The organism is Nostoc sp. DSM 114160 (genome assembly GCF_053470305.1).
The window spans coordinates 246,037-269,354 of the sequence record NZ_JBPFGO010000004.1 but is presented as its reverse complement, the minus strand read 5'-3'; the positions used below and the strand labels follow the sequence as shown (position 1 = coordinate 269,354).

16 protein-coding genes and 1 pseudogene are annotated in these 23,318 nt (G+C 38.4%); 15 read left to right on the top strand and 2 right to left on the bottom strand.

The window, feature by feature from the left end:
* The first annotated feature begins 4 nt into the window (after window positions 1-4).
* The 11 genes from NSTCB13_RS33035 (at window position 5) to NSTCB13_RS32985 (ending at window position 12,490) form a co-directional block, all read left to right on the top strand.
* Window positions 5-2,212, top strand: coding sequence for a GumC family protein (locus NSTCB13_RS33035; protein ID WP_448275254.1), 2,208 nt, complete (start codon window positions 5-7; stop codon window positions 2,210-2,212).
* Between the two features lie 55 nt (window positions 2,213-2,267).
* On the top strand, window positions 2,268-3,260 hold the full coding sequence (locus NSTCB13_RS33030) for a glycosyltransferase family 2 protein (protein ID WP_448275253.1): 993 nt from the start codon (window positions 2,268-2,270) through the stop codon (window positions 3,258-3,260).
* Between the two features lie 91 nt (window positions 3,261-3,351).
* A complete protein-coding gene (locus tag NSTCB13_RS33025) occupies window positions 3,352-4,674 on the top strand; it encodes a flippase (protein ID WP_448275251.1) in 1,323 nt (440 codons plus the stop codon).
* Window positions 4,675-4,699: 25 nt separating this feature from the next.
* A complete protein-coding gene (locus tag NSTCB13_RS33020) occupies window positions 4,700-5,647 on the top strand; it encodes a glycosyltransferase family 2 protein (protein WP_448275249.1) in 948 nt (315 codons plus the stop codon).
* Between the two features lie 329 nt (window positions 5,648-5,976).
* Entirely contained in the window at window positions 5,977-6,540 is a 564-nt protein-coding gene (locus NSTCB13_RS33015) for an O-antigen ligase family protein (RefSeq protein ID WP_448275248.1), read from the top strand.
* A gap of 97 nt (window positions 6,541-6,637) precedes the next feature.
* Window positions 6,638-6,874, top strand: coding sequence for a hypothetical protein (locus tag NSTCB13_RS33010; protein WP_448275247.1), 237 nt, complete (start codon window positions 6,638-6,640; stop codon window positions 6,872-6,874).
* Between the two features lie 48 nt (window positions 6,875-6,922).
* Window positions 6,923-8,194: a glycosyltransferase family 4 protein gene (locus NSTCB13_RS33005; protein WP_448275245.1), complete on the top strand. Its 1,272-nt coding sequence runs from the start codon at window positions 6,923-6,925 to the stop codon at window positions 8,192-8,194.
* Window positions 8,195-8,218: 24 nt separating this feature from the next.
* Window positions 8,219-9,235: a hypothetical protein gene (locus NSTCB13_RS33000; RefSeq protein ID WP_448275244.1), complete on the top strand. Its 1,017-nt coding sequence runs from the start codon at window positions 8,219-8,221 to the stop codon at window positions 9,233-9,235.
* Window positions 9,236-9,371: 136 nt separating this feature from the next.
* Window positions 9,372-10,265, top strand: a complete 894-nt coding sequence (locus NSTCB13_RS32995; protein ID WP_448275242.1) for a glycosyltransferase family 2 protein — start codon at window positions 9,372-9,374, stop codon at window positions 10,263-10,265.
* A gap of 104 nt (window positions 10,266-10,369) precedes the next feature.
* A complete protein-coding gene (locus NSTCB13_RS32990) occupies window positions 10,370-11,521 on the top strand; it encodes a glycosyltransferase family 4 protein (RefSeq protein WP_448275241.1) in 1,152 nt (383 codons plus the stop codon).
* A 144-nt stretch (window positions 11,522-11,665) separates the two neighbouring features.
* Window positions 11,666-12,490 carry a WecB/TagA/CpsF family glycosyltransferase gene (locus tag NSTCB13_RS32985; protein ID WP_448275239.1) on the top strand — a complete coding sequence of 275 codons (825 nt, stop codon included), beginning with the start codon at window positions 11,666-11,668 and terminating at the stop codon, window positions 12,488-12,490.
* A gap of 283 nt (window positions 12,491-12,773) precedes the next feature.
* Here NSTCB13_RS32985 and NSTCB13_RS32980 read toward each other — a convergent pair whose 3' ends face one another.
* Window positions 12,774-13,931: an endo-1,4-beta-xylanase gene (locus NSTCB13_RS32980; protein WP_448275237.1), complete on the bottom strand. Its 1,158-nt coding sequence runs from the start codon at window positions 13,929-13,931 to the stop codon at window positions 12,774-12,776.
* Window positions 13,932-14,116: 185 nt separating this feature from the next.
* Between NSTCB13_RS32980 and NSTCB13_RS32975 the strand changes: the two are divergent.
* From NSTCB13_RS32975 to NSTCB13_RS32960, 4 genes and pseudogenes are all read left to right on the top strand, one after another.
* Window positions 14,117-14,242 (top strand): annotated as a pseudogene (locus NSTCB13_RS32975) (ATP-binding cassette domain-containing protein); the annotation flags it as partial.
* 16 nt (window positions 14,243-14,258) lie between these two features.
* Window positions 14,259-14,450, top strand: a complete 192-nt coding sequence (locus NSTCB13_RS32970; RefSeq protein WP_445631777.1) for a hypothetical protein — start codon at window positions 14,259-14,261, stop codon at window positions 14,448-14,450.
* 319 nt (window positions 14,451-14,769) lie between these two features.
* Window positions 14,770-18,402, top strand: a complete 3,633-nt coding sequence (gene nifJ / locus NSTCB13_RS32965; protein ID WP_448275235.1) for a pyruvate:ferredoxin (flavodoxin) oxidoreductase — start codon at window positions 14,770-14,772, stop codon at window positions 18,400-18,402.
* A 971-nt stretch (window positions 18,403-19,373) separates the two neighbouring features.
* Entirely contained in the window at window positions 19,374-22,193 is a 2,820-nt protein-coding gene (locus tag NSTCB13_RS32960) for a beta strand repeat-containing protein (protein ID WP_448275233.1), read from the top strand.
* 87 nt (window positions 22,194-22,280) lie between these two features.
* On the opposite strand, the gene NSTCB13_RS32955 is transcribed toward NSTCB13_RS32960, so the two are convergent.
* Window positions 22,281-23,195, bottom strand: coding sequence for a 2-oxoadipate dioxygenase/decarboxylase family protein (locus NSTCB13_RS32955; protein WP_448275232.1), 915 nt, complete (start codon window positions 23,193-23,195; stop codon window positions 22,281-22,283).
* Window positions 23,196-23,318: the final 123 nt, after the last annotated feature.

Sequence of the window (23,318 nt, the reverse complement as noted above, 5' to 3'; positions counted from 1 at the left end):
TATTATGACAATGGAATCTTTACCAAATTTTGAAGAAGTAAATATTCAGAAATACTTAGAAGTTCTTCAACGGCGTTGGCTACCTCTAGTTGGAATTTTCGCCATATCTGTTAGCCTTGGATGCTTGTATGCATTTTCACTAAAACCTTCATACAAGGCAGAAGGAAGTTTGATGATTAAAACAAATCGCTCTTCCTCACTCACAGGCTTACCGGATGACATAGGACGCCTAGAAGCTTTGAATGTGAACGATAATCCCCTAGAAACTCAGGTGAGAGTTATTGGATCGAATCCAGTAATTGAAAAAACGATTAATTCCCTGAATCTCAAAGATAGTCAAGGCAAACTGCTCTCGATTCCTGATTTGGCAAAACAAATAAAAATAGAAGGAATCAAAGGCACTGATGTTGTACAACTTTCTTATAAAGGCGGCGATCCAGAACTAGCTGCTAAAATCGTCAATAAAGTTATTGACAGTTATATCGATCTAAATATCAAGGCTAATCAGAATGAAGCGCGGACAGCCAAACAGGTTCTTGTAACGGAAGTACCTAAAGCTGAGGAAGTTGTCAGAAGAGCCGAATCAAAACTGCGGCTATTTAAAGAAACGAATAAAGTTGTTGTTCTAGAACAAGAAGCAGCCGCAGCAGTCGATACCATTTCTAAGTTAGGAAACCAAATTTCTCAAGCTTTAGCTCAACTAGATGATGTGAAGGGTCGTCTAGAACAGTTAAGCAGTGAAGCTCAGATAGATTCACGGCAAGGTGTAATCGAATCTGAATTGAGTCAAGCACCTGGAGTTCAGAAAGTGCTAGCCCAACTTCAAGAAACAGAAAGCCAACTTGCACTAGAACGTACCCGTTTTTCACCTGAACACCCTACAATTACTAACTTAGAAGAAAAAGTCTTAGCTCTTAAGAACTTGTTAAAAGAGCGGACAGGACAAGTAGCTGGTGGAGCACAGATAACACAGGGAAGTTTACAGGTTGGACAACTACGGCAAAGCCTAATTGCAGATATTACTCGTGCTCAGGCAGAACGTGTTGGTCTGGAGAGACAAATTGCCACACTCAAACAACAGCAAAATGCCTATATCAAACGAGCAAATAATTTGCCAAGGCTAGAACAAAGTCAACGAGAGCTAGAACGGAAATTGCAAGCAGCTCAAACGACTTACGAAACACTCTTAAAGAAACGCCAAGAGATTGATATTGCACAGAATCAAAAGATTCCTAATGCTCGTGTTATTTCCTATGCTTTAACCCCTGATAAAGCAGAAGGGCCTCGGAAAATGCTGTTTATTATTGGTGGAGCAGGAGTTGGTTTTTTCTTAGGTATCATTGTCGCCTTTACTTTAGACTTGATAGACCGCTCGGTGAAGACCGTCAAAGAAGCCAAAGAAGTCTTGAGATACAGTGTTTTGGGAGTAATTCCTACACAAGGTAGAAATGGTAAAGATCATTCTTCTATACCAGGGCTGGATAGAGCTATTCCCAAAATTATTGGCAGAGATATTCCTTACTTCCCTGTTGGTAATGCATATCAAATACTACAAGTAAACTTGAAGTTCCTCTGTTCTGATAAACCGCTCAAAAGCATTGTAATTACAAGTTCCGTTGCCAAAGAAGGAAAGTCTGACGTATCTGCAAATTTAGCTGTGACTATGGCTCAGGCGGGGCGTAGGGTGTTGTTGGTGGATGCAGATATGCGTCATCCCATACAGCATCATATCTGGGGACTAACAAATACAATGGGATTAAGTAATGTAATAATCAATCAAGCTTCTTTAGATACAGTTGTTCAGGAAGTTATGCCTAATCTGGAAGTTCTTACTTCTGGAGTTTTGCCTCCCAATCCAGTGGCAATGCTAGATTCTCAACGTATGGCAACATTAATTAGTAACTTTGGGAAAGATTACGATCTTGTAATTTTTGATACTTCTCCATTGTCAGGAATAGCAGATGCTGCTGTTTTAAGTACTTTGACTGACGGTATCTTATTAGTCGTTCGTCCTGGAGTGGTTGACTTGAACAGTGCAAATGCAGCTAAAGAGTTTTTAACTCAGTCAGGTCAGAAGGTATTAGGGATAGTCATCAATGGTGTGAATACTAAAAATGAACCTAATAATTATTTTTATGACACCAAAAAACGACAAATTGAACAAGATTTGGTATCTTCTAGCAGCTTAACTAAATTTCGCAAAGAGCGTTAAGTTTTTTTATAAATTGTGAAAGCTACCATCACTAAAACTATCTAAACCTAATTTCGTGACTGTAGGAATAATGGACAAACCTAAAATCAAAACTTCTTGTTTAATTAATAATTACAACTATGCTGAATTTCTATCTGAGGCAATTGATAGCGCTTTAAATCAGACAGTCAAATTTGATGAGATTATCATTGTTGATGATGCATCTACAGATAATTCTGTAGAAATTATCAATAAATTTACTCAAATAGCAAATGTTAAATCTATTTTTAAAGAACAAAATCAAGGACAACTATCATCTTTTAATGAAGGTTTTTTAGCTGCTACTGGTGACATTCTATTTTTTTTAGATGCCGATGATATTTATGAACCTCAGTATTTAGAAAACGCCTTAAGTTTTTACAATAGACGCAGTGAATGTGATTTTGTATTTTGTGCGTATAAAAAATTTGGAGCAGTAGAAGGCATATTTCAAGACGATGTAGTTGATTTAGATTTAGGTTATTCAGTAATTAGAACTTTATATAATGGTGAATGGATTGGTTCTATAACTTCAACATTATCAATACGTAGAGAAATAGTCAGAAAATTTTTACCTATTCCAAATTTAGAAGATTGGCGTGTAAGGGCTGATGACTGTTTGGTGTGGGGAGCTTCTTTGGTGGGGGCTAAAAAGTTTTATATGTCTAAACCTTTAGTAAGGTATAGAATACACGATCATAATAAATATCATAATAAGAACTTTTTAGATGTAGACAAAAACTATGAATACAAAAGATTCTGGAAACGTAATTCTCTCTTTAATTACATCCTGCAAAAAAACAATTTTAGCTCTCCATTATTTTTAGCTTTTACATCTATCAATGAATTACAAACAATACCATGTCCAAAATCTCAAGATTTTGTTACTTATTTGAAAATAATATTTTTATTTGAGCAAAGTTTGTATTGGAAAATCAAGGGCATTATTTTCCTATTTAGCTATTTTTTGAAAATTTTAATTAGTGGTAAATTAAAAACATCGTTAACGCTCAATCATATAAGTTCATAAGAAATACACTTTATTTCGGATTTTCCAAGACAACTTGCACTAACAAGATAGATAAGTACAAATAATGTCAAATGATTAGTTCATAAAAATAATGTTAAGTAGATTAAAAATCAAAAACTTATCGCAATTTAAATCTCGTTCTGGTCTGCGTGCAATTATTGCTAATACAGGTTGGTTATTTGCTGACCGCATTCTACGTATGGGTGCAAGCTTAGTTGTAGGAGTATGGGTAGCACGTTATTTAGGAGTACAACAGTATGGTCTATTTAACTATGCTTTAGCTTTTGTTGCCTTATTTAGTCCAATTTTTACTCTCGGACTAGACGACGTAGTAGTTCGCCATCTTGTGCGTCAATCATCAAACAAAGAGGAAATTTTAGGAACTACTTTTTGGCTAAAATTTTTAGGTGGAATTGCTTCTGTTTTATTGGCAGTTAGCACAATGTTTTTCTTAGGTGAGCATGAAACACTAAAGATATGGCTAGTGGTAATTTTAGGAACAGCAGGAGTTTTTAGGGCATCTGATACTATTGAACTGTGGTTTCAATCACAGGTGCAGTCAAAGTATACTGTGATTGCTAAAAACACGGCGTTTCTGCTAAACACTGTCATCAAAATTGCATTAATTTTAACAAAAGCACCATTGCTAGCTTTTGCTTTGGTAACATTAGCAGAATTTGTAATGAGTGCAATTGCCTTACTGATTGTTTACCAAATCAAAGGATCTTCGTTGTGGTTATGGCGTTGGAGCATTGCGGCTGCCAAAACTCTTCTGAAAGAGAGTTTACCTCTCATTTTTTCGGGGTTCGCCATCATGATTTTTATGAGAATAGATCAGGTGATGTTAGGTCAAATGATTGGAGATAGTGAGGTTGGAGTTTATTCTGCTGCTGTGCGTATTTCTGAAATTTGGTATTTTATTCCAGGGGCTATTGTTTCTTCTGTTGCTCCGGCAATTTATGCAGCAAAAGAAAAATCAGAAAGTCTTTACTATCAGCGAATAGGACAATTACTTAGTCTAATGACATGTATATCTTTAGCAATTGCTCTTCCAATGTCCTTTTTATCTGACAACATAATTATGGTGATGTTTGGAAGTGGATATGCAGATGCAGGAGCAATATTAGCAGTTCATATTTGGACTTCTTTCTTTGTATTTATGGGTCTTGCAACATCGCCTTGGTTTATTGCTGAAGGTTTAAACCACGTTTCTTTAGGTAAAACTTTATTTGGGGCAATATTAAACATTATTCTGAATTTATTACTTATTCCTAAATATGCAGGACTTGGAGCTGCGATCGCAACAATAATATCTCAAGCTGCTGCTGCTTTTATATGTAATGCATTTGATTCAAGAACACAAAAACTATTTAAAATTCAAGTGCGATCGCTTATTCATTTTTATAGATACTAATCGTTGTTACTGAAATTTTATTATTATGCAAACACCCGTAACTTTTATTATTTTTAAACGTCCACAAACAACAGAGAAAGTTTTTGAAGCTATTCGCCAAGCCAAGCCAACAAGACTTTTTGTAATTGCAGATGGACCCCGCACTGACCGCGAAGGTGAGGCAGAAAAATGCGAAGCAACTAGGGCAGTTATTGAGAGAGTTGATTGGAATTGTGAAGTAATTAAAAATTATTCTGATATCAACTTAGGTTGCGCAAAACGAGTATCAAGCGGCTTAAGTTGGGTTTTTAATAATGTTGAAGAAACAATTATTTTAGAAGATGATTGTATTCCTCATCGAACTTTTTTCAGGTTTAGTCAAGAACTGCTGGAAAAATATAGAAATGATACCAGAATCGCCACAATCTCTGCTCAAAATCTCCAACTAGAAAAAAAACGTACAAATTACAGTTATTATTTTTCTCGCTACAACCACTGCTGGGGTTGGGCAAGTTGGAGACGTGCTTGGCAACATTATGATTTGACTATTAAACTCTGGAAAGAGGTGCAAGCAGAAAATCTTTTACATGACATTCTTATAGACCAAAAAGCGGTAAATTCTTGGCAACGAATATTTCAATCTGTTTATGACAATCCTACAGGTATAACCTGGGATTATCAATGGACATTTGCTTGTTGGATGCAGGGAAGCTTAAGTATTATTCCCAATGTCAATTTAATCTCTAATGTTGGTGTTGGTGCAGACGCAACTCATTTCACTTCAAATCAAGAATTTTCCTTCATCAATATGCCCATACAGGCAATGGAATTTCCTTTAAAGCATCCACCATTTATTGTCAGGAATGTAGAAGCAGATAATTTTATACAAAAAACAGTTTATCAAGCAACTACATTAGATATTTTTAAAGAAGAAGTGAAGAAAAGATTGAATTACTTAACGATAAAAAATAGGTCACTTAAATCTCAGAAATGAAAATAAAACTAACAGAAAAAATATTAACTATCTTGCTACTACTAATTTCTGTAGGGGCATTAACAATACACCCCGCACAAGAAGTTTCAATGTCTACACTTGGAGGTGATAAGCTAGATACTTTGTTCAATATAGTTTCATATTTAATCCTATTTTATTTTCTAATTTCATACTGGAAAGGTTTTCTTTATGTAATTATTAGAAGTCCGCTACAGTTTTTATTACTAGCAATAGTTATATTTTCTCTTTTATGGTCAGAAGACCTAAGTTCTAGTCTTACTTATTTAAGAGGTCTAATCAGAATATATTTTCTTGCCATCTATTTAGCAATGCGTTATCCCCTTAAGGAACAAATTAAGCTGATAGCTTGGGCACTTGGGGTAGCTGCATCATTATCTATGCTATTTTCTGCATTTGTACCAGGTTATATTCACGAATCACCTGAGTTACTAGGTATGTGGAGTGGAATTTATGGTCATAAAAATGAATTAGGTTACATGATGGCTTGGAGTGCAGGAGTTTTTTTGCACCTGGCTCTTAGTGGTCATCGATATCGTTGGTTGATGTGGGCACTATGTGGGATATCTATATGTCTAATTATCCTTTCACGTTCAACAACATCTTTAACGATTTTATTGACAATGATATTGCTTTTACCTGTCTATAGATCCCTGAAGAAAACTAATTATAAGTTACAAGTTATTACGATAACTTCAACTTTGATGTTGCTGATGATTTCTTCAATATTACTTCTCAATAATGCCGAAACTGTAGTTGGTACTTCTGGTAAAGACCTTACCTTCAATGGACGCTCTGACCTCTGGGAGCTAGTAATTTCTAAGATTTTGGAGAGACCCTTGGTTAGGTTATGGATTTTCGGGATTTTGGACTAGTAATGCTGCATCCAAATTAAGAGCTACTTACGATTGGGCAAGTAACGCCCATAATGGTTTTTTAGAATTATTGTTAGAATTGGGATTCTTAGGGTTTTTGACTTTTGCAGTCGGGTTTGTCCGGTTTTTCGTAATGGCATTGACTCGAATTATTTCTGTCGCTAAAAAGCCAGAAGATTATTGGCCAATGCAGATGCTAATTATCATTGTCATAGTGAATTTTTCAGAAGCCAGATTATTAACTCCAAGCTGGAATTGGTTAATGTATATCACCACGTCATTATCTTTAACTGTTGAATCTCAACGAAATTATAAAAAGATTTTATTCAATTAGTTTTTATGGCAGTCAGAAATAGTTTTAGTGAATATTAAGTTAATAAAAATGAAAATTTTACATATTAGTACCCATGATATTAGTGGCGGTGCAGCTAGGGCTGCATATCGTTTACACATAGGTTTACAGAATATAGGACTACAGTCACAAATGTTAGTACAGGAAAAATCTAGTAATGATAAAACAATAATTGCACCTAAAATTAGACTGTTTCAAGGCATCGCTAAAGCAAAGCTGACAGTTGAAAGTTTGCCATTAAAGCTTTATCGTCAAAAGAAAAATACCCCATTTTTTACTCAATGGTTGCCAGATAGAGTTATTCCTAAAGTTGCTCAGATTAATCCAGATATAATCAATCTGCATTGGATTAGCGGAGGTTTTATGCAAATAGAAACCTTTGCTAAACTGAAGCGCCCTTTAGTTTGGACTCTCCATGATATGTGGGGGTTTACTGGAGGATGTCACGTTACTGGAGAATGCGATCGCTACAAAATATCCTGCGGGGCTTGTCCTCAACTTAATAGTGGTAATGAATGGGATTTATCCCGCTGGGTATGGCAGCGCAAAGCAAAAGCTTGGAAAAATTTAAATTTAACTCTAGTTTCACCAAGTTCTTGGCTAGCAGAGTGCGCTCGTTTTAGCTCTTTATTCCAAAATTTGCGAATTGAGATAATTCCCCACGGATTAGATACTCAAAAATATCGACCGATTAATCAACATTTTGCCCGCGAAACACTCAATCTACCTCAAAATAAAAAGCTGATACTATTTGGAGCTATAGAAGCAACAAGCGATAGAAATAAAGGATTTCATTTATTGCAACCAGCTTTACAAGAATTGAGTAAATCTGGCTGGAAAGATGACTTGGAAGTTGTGATTTTTGGAGCATCTCAACCCGAAAATCCACCTAATTTAGGCTTCAAAACCCACTATTTGGGACATTTACATGATGCTATATCTTTAGCAACTGTTTACTCAGCTGCTGATGTAATGCTTGTACCATCTCTTCAAGAATCTTTTGGACAGACAGCTTCAGAATCATTCGCTTGTGGTACTCCAGTTGTGGCGTTTAATTCTACTGGCTTAAAAGATATTGTCGATCATCAGCAGAACGGCTATTTGGCTAAACCTTATGAAGTTGAGGATTTTGCCAAAGGAATTATCTGGGTTCTTGAAAATGAACAGAGATTGCAAAAACTGTCATTTTATGCACGTGAGAAAGCCGAGCAAAAATTTACCCTGGAACTTCAAGCACGTCGTTATTCAGCCTTGTTTCAGGAAATATTGATGATAGCAAAGAAATCTTCATTGAGTAATTAACTTATTAAATCAATACTTCATACTATGTCAATACCTATAGCTTTTATAATTTGTACAGAACCTGGTCGTTTAGAAGGTCAATCTTTGATGCTTGCAGAAAGTATTCGTAAGTTCTGCGGCGAATTGAAAAATACACCTATATATAGTTTCCATCCTAGAGTAGGTGAACCGATTTTAAAGCAAACCCAACAAGCCTTTGAAGCATTGCAGGTAACTCATCAACAAATCCCGATAAATCGAGAATTCCATGAATATTATTTAGCTAATAAGCCCCTAGTTTGTGCCTATGCAGAAGAAAATATCGATGCAGAAATATTGGTTTTTTTAGACAGTGACAAATGCTTTTTTTCTGAACCGAAAGAATTTTTATTGCCCGTAGATTGTAATGTGCGGATGCGTCCTGAGTATGGCCAAGGAATTGGTTCTACAGGTTTGCAAGATCCTCAAGAATGGTATTGGCAAAAACTATATGAAGTACTAGGAGTAAAGCGTGAGGTATTTGTTGACACGCCCATTGGTAATAAAAGAATCAGAGCCTACTGGAATTCTGGTTTGATTGCTGTAAGAAAAAGTGCCGGTATATTTAGAACTTGGAAAGAGAATTTTGAGAAAGTAATGCGCTTGGATATTACTCCTCCCCAGGGTATTTATTTTGTTGAGCAGTCTGTTTTGTCTGTAACTTTATGTGCCTTGGAAGAAAACGTTGAACATCTTCCCCCTAATTATAGTTATCCATTACCTTTACATAACCGTTTATCAAACAAACTAAAAATTAAACATTGGGATGATATTGTATCCATTCATTATTTCAACTTATTTTTTTATAACGATTGGCATGGACAAATAAAAAGATTGAAAAAGTTGAATGTCAATTCTAAGAAATATCAATGGTTATCTGAAGAGGTTGTCAGACTTAATATGCCTCGTGTATCAGTTTGGCATAGATATTTGTTGGGAGTCAGAAGAATGGAACAAAAACTAAAAAGCTTTAACTTAGATATTAATTTCAGTGGATGGATAGAAAACAGAGTTAAATTTTAAACTGACATCACTATATATGAATATATGAAAGTTAAAATTTTGATAATTAAGATTATGAATAAAATCCATCCAAAACGTCTCTAAATTTATTATTTAGATTGACTGCTTTTGTACATATTATTATGAGGGAAATGAGATGAAGAAAGCGAATATAGCTGTAATTATGACATGTTATAACAGACGGAATATAACTCTTGCCTGTCTAAACGCTTTATATCAGCAAAAAAATTGTTGTGATGTTTATTTAACCGATGATGGAAGTTCTGATGGGACTACAGAGGCTGTTAAAGCAGAATATCCAGAAGTACAAATTCTTCTAGGTAATGGCAATTTATTTTGGGTGGGAGGAATGCATCTAGCTTTCAGTGAGGCAATCAAATATCAATATGATTATTATCTGTGGTTGAATGATGACACATTTTTGGAAGCCAATGCTGTGAGTAAACTATTACAGGTTCATCAAAATTTGACAGAACTTGGTTATCGAGACTCAATTGTAGTTGGTTCAACTAAAGACTCAATTACAGGAAAAGCAACCTATGGAGGAGCGGTAAAATCTAAAAAGTGGTATTCTAATAAATTTGAATTTTTAGAACCAAGCTCCGTTATCCAACAATGCGATGCTATGTATGGTAACTGCGTGCTAATTCCTAAAAGTGTTGCCGCGAAAGTTGGTAATATTGATACAGCTTTTGTTCATAGTTTAGGAGATTTAGATTATGCCCTGAGAGCGCGTAAATTGGGTTGTAAAATATGGGTAGCTCCTGGGTATATTGGTACTTGCACTAAAAACTCTATCCGCAATAGTTGGGCAGATACCAATTTAAATCTCTTAGAACGCTTGAAAAAAGTACTACAAATCAAAGCCTTTCCATTGAAATCATGGACTATATTTTGTAGCAGACACTCTGGGCCATTCTGGATATTGTACTGGTTCTTACCCTATATTAGAGCAATTATTGGTTACAAAGATTTAGCAACTTCTCCGACATTTTCTGAGGATATTAATCAAAGTAACTCAGAAGTTTAATAGTTGCACGATAGTTATTGATGCATGGTATTTAGATAAATTGTAACTATCTTAATAATTTGACAAATGTAATTTCAAATTATAAAATAATCAACAATTATTTTATGGGTAAACGTTTACTGATTGTCTCAACACTCGATTCTAGTCAGCCATTTGGTGCATTTACTAGACCTTTTTATCTAGGACAATATCTTACTAAACATTTTGATGTTTTTCAACTAGGTTTAGATTGCTCATCTGTTAATTATGCACCTTCTCTTTCTATTGGCTCAAGAAGCTTGAAGTCATATATTCAATCCATAGAAAAGTGCATCGACGAGTTTTGTCCAGACATTGTGTATGCTCAAGAAACACTACCTGGATTGGCTGCTTTAATTTCACTAAAGCTTAGAAAACACAGTAGCTCCTCTCTTGTCTTAGATTTTCATACATTTTCGCCTTATGAATACTGGATGCGCTTGTTTTCAGTTACCAATCCTTTCAAAGAGTTTGCACAATGTATTAAGACATATATTGCTCAGGGAATTTTAATATTTTCTGGTAGTCCAATTATTGCAGCAGGTGAATCAATTCCTAAACTAATTTCCCAATGGTATGGAAAAACTCCACAACAAATTTATTCTATTGGGAACGGAGTTACTGAAGACTTACTCAATACTGAAGTTTTTCCAGATAAAGACCCCTATCAGGCATTCAGGCCAGCTAAAATAGTCGTTATCATTGCTCCCAAGACATTTCAATTTCCAACTAATGATATGTCTGTATCAATGGCTATTGAGGTTGCTAAATACCTTGAAAATTATCAAGAAAAAGTACATTTTGTTGTCATTGGTAGGGATAGTAGTGATATTTCAGAACCAATACCCTCTAACATTTCTTTTTTAGGCTTTTTACCTAAAAGGGAAGATTTTATCGTCCATCTGAAATATGCAGATATTGCTTTATTGCCATTTTCAAAACAAGCAGTAGCAGGTGGCGCTCGCAATAAAGCACTAGATTATTTCGCTAGTAGAAAATTAGTTGTATCAACGCCAGAAGGTTTGCGAGGTTTAGAAGAATTTCGCCACTTGGAACATCTGTTGGTAACAGGATACTCTAGCGAAGAAGTCGCTAACACAATACTGGATGCTGTTTCCAATATTGATAAATATCAATCACTTGTAGATACAGCATATAGTTTAATTACCGAAAAGTATTCGTGGAATGCAAAAGCACAAAATATCGCAGACATCCTCATAAGAATAAGTGCTTTTTAGTTATATTTAGATAATAATTTTAACTAAAAAACTTAGGTGTTTCAATATTTAAGTACTTTTGTATTGAAATATTGCTGATTGATTTTACAATACTCACCTTGACTTTGAGATAACATCTCATATTTATCAAAATAAAAATAAGATATGAAAAAGCGATTTTCTTATAAAATTATTGGTGCTCAAGTAGATGCACTGTCTATCCTTGACTTAAATTCATTGATTGAAGAATCTATTGATCGTGATGAAAAATGGATTATTGCTAATCACAACTTACATAGTCTTTATCTCTTCCATAACGATCTAAAAATGCAAGCTTTTTATTCAAAAGCAGAATATACCCATATTGATAGTATGCCTTTGGTGTTTATTGGAAAGCTGTTGGGTTTTCCAATTAAACGCGAACAAAGAGTAACCTATGCTGACTGGGTATGTCCTCTGATGGCAGAAGCTGCTACTAAAGGCTGGCGTGTATTCTATTTAGGTTCAAAGCCAGGAGTTGCTGAAAAAGCAGCAAATATTTTATGCCAAAAATTTCCTGGTTTACAGATTGCTTGCGCTCATGGCTATATTGATATAAATAAAGATAGTCAAGAAAATCTCGCCACTGTAGCTGCAATTAATGCTTACAAACCTCATATATTAATGGTGGGAATGGGTATGCCACGCCAAGAGTATTGGATTTACGAAAATCTTGAACATCTTCATACCAATACTATTTTGAATAGTGGAGCTTGTATGGACTATATAGCAGGAGCAATACCTACTCCTCCTCGCTGGATGGGAAAGGTGGGATTAGAATGGTTGTATCGCTTGTTGTCTGAACCGAAAAGACTTTGGAGACGTTACTTACTAGAGCCTTGGTTTGTTGGCACATTATTTTTACGAGAAATTTGGAGTATCTCAAGTAAACGAAAAAAAAATAACCTTCTGGTATTTATAAGTACGAAATTTCAAAAGTTCGTAGCTTGATCGAGTCTCTCAGACTCTTACCAGTAGGTCGCTCAATTCGTCACGAATTTATGAAATATTGTACTAAGATTTAATGATTGATTAGTCAGGAAGTCTTATTCAACTTTCATAATCGTGAATAACTAAAAATATTTGCATTTATTTTGCTTAGAATAATCCTTAAAAATACTATAGCAGTTCCCGGCATAGTGAGGTACATTTTCAAAGCTACTAAGCTTGGTAAACAAGATCTGGGTGTACCTCAGTTGCTGAGGAAATACTACATTTATGCCTTAGTGGAGTATTAAGTTGATTCCTGAAAAGCCTGGGCTATAGCATTGCGAGCTGGTTTAGATTGCAGGTTCTCATCGAAGGGAAGCGGACGCAGAAATTTCCAGAGACTTGGATTGTTTCTAAAGGTTTTTCTTGGCATCCACTTAGGGTGACGTATCCAGGTATGACGGTCGGTAAGTCCCCATGTAATCACAGTATCGACTTGATTCTCAAAGCATAGGTCAAGATATCGCTTGTAACTATCGGCTACCATTTGGTCTAGGCTTTTGATACTATCGGGTAGCGGGGTATCAATGATAATATCTAATTCTGTAATTATTGGTTTCACTTCAAGATCGTTAAGCCGTTTTAAGACCGAATTCAGTCCTTTCTCGTCAAAAGGATATGCAGTAGAAAACCATAGATGTGATTGGAGACCTGCCCCGTCAATTTTAACGCCACTATTCTTCAGATATTCGACCATTTTCAAGAAACGATCTGATTTCCATGTAGCGCCTTCGATGCCGAAATCGTTTAGGTAAAATTTCTTGCTGTTATCAACTGAAGCGGCAATTAAAAATAAGTCTCGAATTAATTCTGGTTTTACCCCTTTACGCAAACCGATTGTTGCATTATCAGTTTCATTTTCACTATCAGCGATAATTTCATTGGCAATGTCCCAAGACTTTAAAACGGGACTATTGCGATAATGCCCCATGACTCCGTTAACATGGCGTTCGATCATCTTAAGTGTAGGAGGGTATGTTGCCCAGTCTGGTCTTCCCATGTGCCAGAAAAGGGTATGCCCATGCATATCTATATTATGCTTTTGGCAGAAATCAGCGATCGCATCTGCTGATTCAAAGGTAAATTGTCCTGGCTGTGGTTCAGTAGCGTCCCATTTTAATTCACCATTCGGTGTCACAATGGAACATTCACGAGCTATTAGGTTAGCGTAATCTTTCTCTGTTTGCAAAAATTCATTAGAAATTGCTGCACCATAACGCTTTCCTTTGGCGGCAGCTAATTGCCGAAGGGGAGAATTTAAATTTTTACTTGTATAATCTGCTGCAATAGAATTCGTGTTTTGGTCTTGTTTTTGGTTATCCTTTTGTAAAAACCCCATAGTTAATAAGGCAGAAAGGGTTGTGTATCCTGCTCTCCTTAAAAAATTTCTTCGATAAGTCATAAATTACACTTAATAAAAAATCCATTGATTATTATTTTACCGTATAAAAATACACTGATTCTTATTTGACCATTCTACCTCCAGAATTTACGGAGTTTTTCCAAATCAAATCATAGTTTCATACTTAAGTGGCAAAGATGAAAATTGAGAAATATTACATCTAGGGCAAAACTAGATTAAACTATATCGACGCCAAAGCGATCGCTATTTTGGAAACTGTCGGTTTAGGATATCGTATAAATTATTACCCAAAAAACCTATCTGGAGGGCAAAAACAACAAGTTGCGATCGCTCGTGCTTTAGTTAGCCATCAATGAAGATTACCTGTTGAATGAAAAAGGGGCGAGCGCAATTGCTAATAAGTTTGCTATTTGCCCGCAGAACTATCAACAGCGGGTTGAGCGAGCGTTTGCACTTTTAGCTGCCGATGCAAAATCAATAACTGAGGCGATCGCGATTCTTGAGGCGATTGAAGATGATTTAAGTCAATGGTATGGAAATCGGCGATTAGCAATGTAATATTCCCGTCCCTGTACCCCACAAAAAAGAATAAATTATCTAAAAGTCTTTTCAAACAAAGACTTTTGTCATTGAGTACATTATTAATACATATTAATAGATGCAGTATTGCAGATGAGATATTAATAGATGCAGTATTGATTGAAAGTTAATTTAAAAGCCTAAAGGTATTAACAAACTATCCTTTAAACACGGAGTAAATCCTACCGTGAAATCTTTAATGCAGATAATACACTTACTTTCTAGTACTGGCTATTTCTGATTCTTATATTCGCGTGTTCTGATAATACAGCTTAGAGGCGGGGACAAAAATCATATTATGAACAAAACCTTTGCAACCATTGACGGCAATGAGGCTGTTGCCCGTGTTGCTTACAAATTAAATGAAGTGATTGCCATTTATCCCATCACCCCCTCTTCAGCAATGGGTGAATGGGCAGATGCTTGGTCAGCAGAAGGTCGTCCCAACCTCTGGGGTACTATTCCTAGCGTCGTGCAGATGCAGAGCGAAGGGGGAGCAGCTGGCGCTGTGCATGGAGCATTGCAAACAGGTTCTCTGAGTACCACTTTCACGGCATCTCAGGGATTATTGTTGATGATACCCAATTTCTACAAAATTGCTGGTGAGTTGACTAGCGTTGTGGTTCACGTTGCTGCCCGTTCCCTGGCTACCCACGCTTTATCAATTTTTGGCGACCATAGCGACGTAATGGCAGCTCGTGCGACTGGCTTTGCTCTGCTGTGTTCGGCTTCAGTGCAGGAAAGTCAAGATTTTGCTCTTATTGCTCATGCTGCTACCCTAGAGACGCGAGTCTCCTTTATGCATTTCTTTGATGGCTTCCGTACATCACATGAAGTGCAGAAAGTCAAACTGCTTTCAGATGATGATTTGCGATCGCTCATTCACGATAACCTAATACTTGCCCACCGCAGCCGCGCCCTCACCCCAGATCGTCCCGTATTGCGCGGGACTGCCCAAAACCCCGATGTCTACTTCCAAGGGCGTGAAGGCGCGAACCCTTATTACAACGCCTGTCCAGAAATTGTCCAACGCATCATGGATGAATTTGGAGAACGCACGGGAAGGCATTATAAAATCTATGAATATTACGGTGCTAACGATGCCGATCGCGTTATCGTTCTTATGGGTTCAGGCTGTGAAACCGTCCATGAAACAGTAGATTACCTTAACGCCCGTGGTGAAAAACTTGGTGTAGTGAAAGTGCGACTTTACCGCCCCTTTGATGTCCAAAGGTTTGTTGCAGTATTACCAACTAGTGTAAAAGCGATCGCAGTTCTCGACCGCACCAAAGAAGCAGGTAGCGCTGGTGAACCTTTGTATTTAGATGTAGTGGCTGCTATTCATGAAGCGTGGCGAGAAGAGGCAGGGGAGCAGGGAGCAGGGGAGGCAGGGGGAGAAAATACTTTCTCATACCCTAAAATTATTGGTGGTCGTTATGGTCTTTCATCTAAGGAATTTACTCCGGCGATGGTGAAGGGCATCTTTGATAATCTTGCCCAAGCTAAACCAAAAAATCACTTTACGATTGGGATTAATGACGACGTTAGTCATACTTCTTTGAGCTATGACCCTAATTTTTCTACAGAATCGGATAATGTTGTTCGGGCAATGTTCTATGGGTTAGGTGCTGATGGTACTGTTGGCGCTAACAAAAACTCTATCAAGATTATTGGTGAAGAAACTGACAATTACGCCCAAGGCTACTTTGTCTTTGACTCCAAAAAATCTGGCTCAATGACCGTCTCTCACCTCCGCTTCGGTAAAAAGCCAATTCGCTCTACTTATCTAATTGACCAAGCTAACTTTATTGGTTGTCATCACTGGGGATTCTTAGAACGCATAGATATTTTAAAGTCTGCTATTCCTGGAGCAACTTTGCTGCTTAACAGTCCTCATGATGCAGATACCGTTTGGGAATATCTGCCGTTGAAGGTACAGCAGCAAATTATCGACAAGCATTTGAAGTTATATGTAATCAATGCTAGTCAGGTTGCCCGTGAAAGTGGTATGGGTGGCAGAATTAACACCATTATGCAAGTATGCTTCTTTGCCTTAGCGGGTGTCTTGCGGCAAGAAGAAGCGATCGCTAAAATCAAACAAGCGATTGACAAGACTTACGGTAAAAAAGGCGCAGAAGTTGTCCGTATGAACCTGCAAGCTGTAGATAATACCTTAGACAACTTGCATAAAGTAGACATACCACAGACAATCAATAATCTAAAATCTAAAATCCAAAATCCAAAATTGCTCGATTCTGCTCCCGAATTTGTGCGAGAAGTTCTGGGTAAAATCATGGTGTGGGAAGGTGATGACTTACCTGTTAGCAGACTACCATTTGATGGCACCTTTCCTGTAGGTACTGCCAAGTGGGAAAAACGTAACGTTGCCGAAGAGATACCTGTATGGGAACCGGATGTCTGCGTTCAATGCGGTAAGTGCGTCATGGTTTGTCCCCATAGTGCCATCCGTGCCAAAGCTTATCAAGCGGATGAGTTAATTAAAGCACCAGCAAGCTTCAAGTCAATTAGTGCAAAAGATAAAGACTTTGCCAATCAAAAATTTACCATTCAAGTTGCCCCAGAAGACTGCACGGGATGCACGATTTGTGTGCATATTTGCCCTGCTAAAGATAAATCTGAGCCATCGCTCAAAGCGATTAACATGGCAAAGCAGTTGCCTTTACAAGAGCAAGAGCGGAAAAACTGGGATTTCTTCTTGAGTTTACCTAATCCTGACAGGCGATCGCTAAAATTAAACCAGATTCGCCAACAACAACTGCAAGAACCTTTATTTGAATTCTCTGGTGCTTGTGCAGGTTGTGGTGAAACACCTTACTTAAAATTATTAACACAATTGTTTGGCGATCGCGCCATCATCGCCAATGCCACAGGTTGTTCTTCAATTTATGGTGGGAATCTTCCTACAACTCCTTGGACAACCAACGCCGAAGGACGCGGCCCCGCATGGTCTAATAATCTATTTGAAGATAACGCCGAATTTGGTTTTGGCTTTCGCCTCTCCCTCGACAAACAAGCTGAGTTTGCGGCAGAATTGTTGCAAGAATTGGGGAGTGAAATAGATGAAAACCTTGTCTACTCCATCCTGAAAGCTGAACAAAAATCTGAAGCTGACATTTGGGAACAGCGCGAACGGATAGAACTGTTGCAGCAAAGGTTAGATGAAATTGTAACTCTCGATTCTAATCGTTCGACTGAGCGTAGCCGAAGTCTCAAATCCAAAATCCAAAATCTCAAATCCCTTGCAAATTACTTGGTGAGAAAAAGCGTCTGGATTGTTGGCGGTGACGGTTGGGCTTATGATATCGATTTTGGCGGTATCGATCATGTAATTGCTAGTGGTCGGAATGTCAATATCTTGGTGATGGATACAGAAGTGTATTCTAATACAGGCGGTCAATCTTCTAAAGCGACGCCAAAAGCCGCAGTGGCAAAATATGCCGCCAGTGGTAAGCCAGCACCAAAGAAAGACTTAGGAATGATTGCCATGACCTACGGAAATGTCTACGTAGCGAGTGTAGCCCTTGGTGCTAGAGATGAACATACCCTGAAAGCATTTTTAGAAGCAGAAGCTTATGATGGCCCATCAATAATTATTGCTTACAGCCATTGCATTGCCCACGGCATCAACATGACCACAGGGATGAATCATCAAAAAACTTTGGTAGAATCAGGTCGTTGGTTGCTGTATCGGCATAATCCAGAGTTGCTTAACCAGGGTAAAAATCCATTGCAATTGGATATGCGATCGCCTACGCAATCTGTAGAACATTCGATGTATCAAGAAAATCGTTTCAAAATGCTCACTAAGAGTAAACCTGACGTTGCCAAACATTTGTTAAAACAAGCCCAAGCTGAAGTAGATGCACGTTGGCAGATGTATCAATATCTAGCAAAACGCGACACTCTTTGAACATTAACCCTAATTTTAGTTATAAAAATTGCGACTTCACTTAACTCAAGTCGCAATTTTCGTTATAAAAACCCCTTTTTTTGTTACAAATGTCATAATTTTCGTTACAAAGTCCCCATTTTGGTTAGTAAAATTGTTTTTTTGCTACAAATGTCATAATTTTCGTTACAAAATTACCATTTTGGTTAGTAAAATCATTTTTTTCGTTACTAACGCTGTAATTTAAGTTGTGCTGAACCCAAGTTTTAGCTAATAAACGCACAAATGTTGAATTTGCTTCCTCAAGAGAATCTGTAAGAAGAGTCCAATATCGACTACAGGCTACGCCTACGCAAAAACTTTATATAGCACTTCATAAAATTCATTCTAACTTTACCAAAATTACACTTAGCCTCTTGACACTGCTGAGAGATTCATTAGAGTATTTAAGTGATTTAACAGTTATTAAAGTATTAAATTAATTTTTGCTTACAAAATTAAATCGGTTGACTAGCTGATATCAAAAGGCCGCTATCAAGAGAATTTATAACTGTAAGCTTGTAATTCGTGATTAAACTTCCTAATTATGAATTACGAACTATTCAATTCCCCCTATTGGTTAGATGTGGCAGTAAAAGATTATCACAGAGGATAAGCAGGGGGATATTAATAGAATTGTAGCCAAATTTTAGAAAATATATGATGCGTAGACGTAGGCCGTCGTAGATATCGCACAATCTATAACGCAATCACAAATTGGCAATGTAATGCCAGTAGGGGAGAGATGAAGAGAGCAAATTGTATTAAGATTTTTTACAATAATTTCGAGCAGCTTGTTACTCAGCTTTATAGTATGCCACCGGCGTAAATAGAGCAACCATTTAAAATCCTTAAAAAATCCATTCCATAATACTTTTAACTTCCGCTTTGCGGCACTAGTGTCTTCGATCGTGACTAACAAAAAATAACTCATAAAAACTAACACTGGAGAAATGATGGCAAATTCAACTTTTAACTTTTCGGATCTCAACGGCACTAATGGCTTTGCCATCAACGGCATCAATCCAAATGACGACTTAGGTTTCTCTGTCAGCAGTGCGGGAGACATCAACGGCGACGGTTTTGACGATCTGATTCTTGGGGCACCAGACGCCTCACCCAACGGCAACTATTCAGGAAAGAGCTACGTAGTGTTTGGCAGACAGGGGGGTTTTGATGCTCAACTTAACGTTTCCACGCTTAACGGCACTAATGGCTTTGTCATCAACGGTCTCAATCCAGGTGATTTCTTAGGTAATCCTGTCAGCAATGTGGGAGACATCAACGGCGACGGTCTTGACGACCTGATTATAATGGCAAAGGGTGCCTCCCCCAACGGGCCGAATTCAGGGCAAAGCTACGTAGTTTTTGGCAGCAAGAAAGATTTTAGTGCCAGCTTTGACCTCTCCACCCTCAACGGTCTTAACGGCTTTGCCATCAATGGTATCAATCCAGGTTTTTTGTCATCATCAGGCAAGTCTGTCAGCAATGCAGGAGACATTAACGGCGACGGTCTTGACGACCTGATTATTGGGGCACCACCACCAGCTTCTTTTCCCAACGGCTACTTTTCAGGGCAGAGTTACGTGGTATTTGGCAGCAAAAAAGATTTTAGTGCCAGCTTTGACCTTTCCAACCTCAACGGTACTAACGGCTTTATCATCAACGGCATCGATTTAGGCTACTCTGTCAGCGGTGCGGGAGACATCAACGGCGATGGCATTGACGACCTAATTATGACGTCAAGAGGTAGCGACGCCAATGGCCGCTTCTTAGGGACGACCTACGTGGTGTTTGGCAGCAAGTCCGGTTTTAATGGCAGCCTTGACCTCTCCACCCTCAACGGTACTAACGGCTTTGTCATTAACGGCATCGACTCAGGCATCTCTGTTAGCAGTGCGGGAGACATTAATGGTGACGGCATCGACGACCTGATTATCGGGGCGTATGATATATCCTCCTCCAACGCCTTCTCAGGGCAGAGCTACGTTGTGTTTGGCAGTAAGTCTGGTTTTGATCCCAAACTCAACTTCTCTGACCTGAATGGTACTAATGGTTTTACCATCAACGGCGTCAATGACGGCGATCAATTAGGCATCTCTGTCAGCAGTGCAGGAGACGTTAATGGCGACGGTATCGACGACGTGATTATCGGGTCAAATAGTGCAGGTCAGAGCTACGTGGTATTTGGCAGTAAGTCTGGTTTTGCTGCCAGTTTTGATCTTTCCAGCCTCAACGGCACTAACGGCTTTGTCATTAAAAGCATTAATCAAGATTTCTACTCACCAAGCAGGTCTGTCAGCAGTGCGGGAGACATTAACGGCGATGGTCTTGACGATCTGATTATCGGGGGGCGAGGAGGTTACGGTTATACGGTGTTTGGCAACAGCGCTCCTGTCCTCGACCTGAACGGCAACTCTTCAGGAATTAATTTTAGCACCACCTTTAGCGGCACTCCAGTTTGCATCATCGATCCCAACTTCACCCTCAGCGATAACAACACTACCCTAGCTGGTGCCACCATCACCATTACCAATCTCTTAAATGGCGCAGCCGAAAGTCTCAATGCCACTGCCATTGGTAACATCACCTCTACTTACAATGCCACCACAGGTACTCTTACCCTAAACGGCACTGATACCATTGCCAATTACCGACAAGTTCTCAACAGCCTTACTTACAACAATACTGCTGCCACTACTGTTAACACCATAATTGAGTTTGTCATTGATGATGGGCAAGGTTTCAGTAACACTAGCGCAGTGGCAATAACCAGCTTGGGTGGCCAGAAATTTATCACCGGAACTGCTGGTGGAGATATTCTCATCGGTACGCCTGACAATAACATCATTCAGGGATTGGGTGGTCAAGATAAATTTATCTTTCACCCTGGCGATGGCATCAACACCATAACCGACTTTAGCGGTGTAGGCAAAGGTTCAAAAGCTTCAGTATCAGTGATTCCTCAAGTGGACACGTTGGAATTTACAGGTAGTGGATTGACTGCTAAAAATCTGCAATTAACTCAAAATGGCAACAATCTAGAAGTCACTTTTGAAGATACAAGCAATACCAAAGTCATCCTGGAAAACTTTCAACTAGAAAACCTGGAAAATTTACCTGCGTCGGGTAGCGAACCAGCGCTCGGCAATATCCTGTTTGATAACCAGACTAACATCGCTGACAGTTTCGATGTCTTCGATGCCAACTCCACTCAAACTAACTTATTCAATAAAAACACAGTGACTTTCCTCAATGACCTTAACAATAACATCACAGGTTTTGACAACTCTGATGATGTGATTAATGGTCAGGGAGGTGATGACATCATCGATGGCAAGAGTGGCAACGACTATCTCCGTGGTGGCGCTGGCAATGATACCCTCATTGGTAGTTCAGGTAATGATACTCTTGTTGGCGGTGCTGGTGCTGATATATTCCTTTACAACACTAGTACTGATTTTTACGGCTCTGATGTTGGTGTAGATACTATTAGTGACTTTAACAGTCTTGAAGGTGACAAGATTGTACTGGATAAGACTACTTTTAGTGCGATCGCTTCTACTCCCGGAACAGGTTTTAGTAACAAGAGTGATTTTCAAATAACATCTTCCGCCGGAACTAGCACAGCGAAAATTGTCTATGACGCTGTGAGTGGGCAGTTGTTTTACAACCAAAATGGCAGCGCGGCTGGTTTTGGCAGTGGCGGTTTATTTGCAACTCTAACTGGTGCGCCGACTCTTACAGCATCTGATTTTGTCTTGCAAGCGTAGTTTGCCCAAAACACGGTGTACCTACTTGAAACATGAAACTTCAAGCTTGGAACACCGAACTGAATCCTTTACAGAACAATCTCTAGGCTATTTAGATAGACGAGTCATTTCAAACAATTGCTGGGCATTACTTCCTAGAAAAGCATCAAAAAGCTGCTGCTTTCCAGATTCCACTTCTACTAGATAGCGCTGGGCAATTTCATAATAGGCGTAAGTCCAAGGAATCTGAATTTTTGCACCACTGTTATCATCTAACACCGTCACCATTTCTGTTACTGCTTGAGTTGCAGTTTGCCGCAAACCATAAGCAACATTTCCCTCTATCTCTGCTTTCATTGGTACACCCAGGTTAGCCAAAGCATTAGCAGTAGTATCAATGTCTGGATATTCTGGGGTATTCTGTCCATTAACGTAACCTGTAAAGTGGTTGACAGCATATCCGTGCAGTAAAACCCAAGCTCCATACTGAGTAACCCGATTCACCTTTTCGACAACAGAACGCTGCGGAGGTTGCCAAGGACGGGTAAAAACTTGCTGGAGTTGTTTGGCGCTGGTTTCAAAGTCTGCGTCTTTTTGTAGAAGAGTAAGGGGGGAGATGAGTTTGTTGGGGATTGAAGATACTGTTTTAAAGATGAGTTGGGCAATATTAGCAGGCAATTCATCGACAATCAACTCGCTGATAAACAGCTTGGGTAAATTAAATTCCTCTTGCTGTGGATGACGATAATGACGGGCGTACAAATGAGTTTGAGCAAAAGTATACTCTCCAGCCGCCACGTAACCCAAAGCTTCTGCAAGTTGTCCGAGGTAGTCAATTCCTAAGTTAAGTTTACCTTGTGGAGTATCTACTAATAAACGCAAAGACCGAAAGGCGATGTGGTCGTTGGCGACAGTCCCACCCGCAGTAGTAATCATTTGCTGGTAGGTACGAGCATGATTGACCCTGGCGCTATATTCTTGCCAAAGTAATTTCCATAAATCAAGGGCTATTTTATTTGTCATTTGTCACTTGTCATTTGTTATTTGTTACACCAATTCAATTAATGATTGCAACATATCCTTGGGTAAAGACGCGATGAATCGCGTCTCTACAAATAATCTATTTGTCATTTCCCCATTTATCCT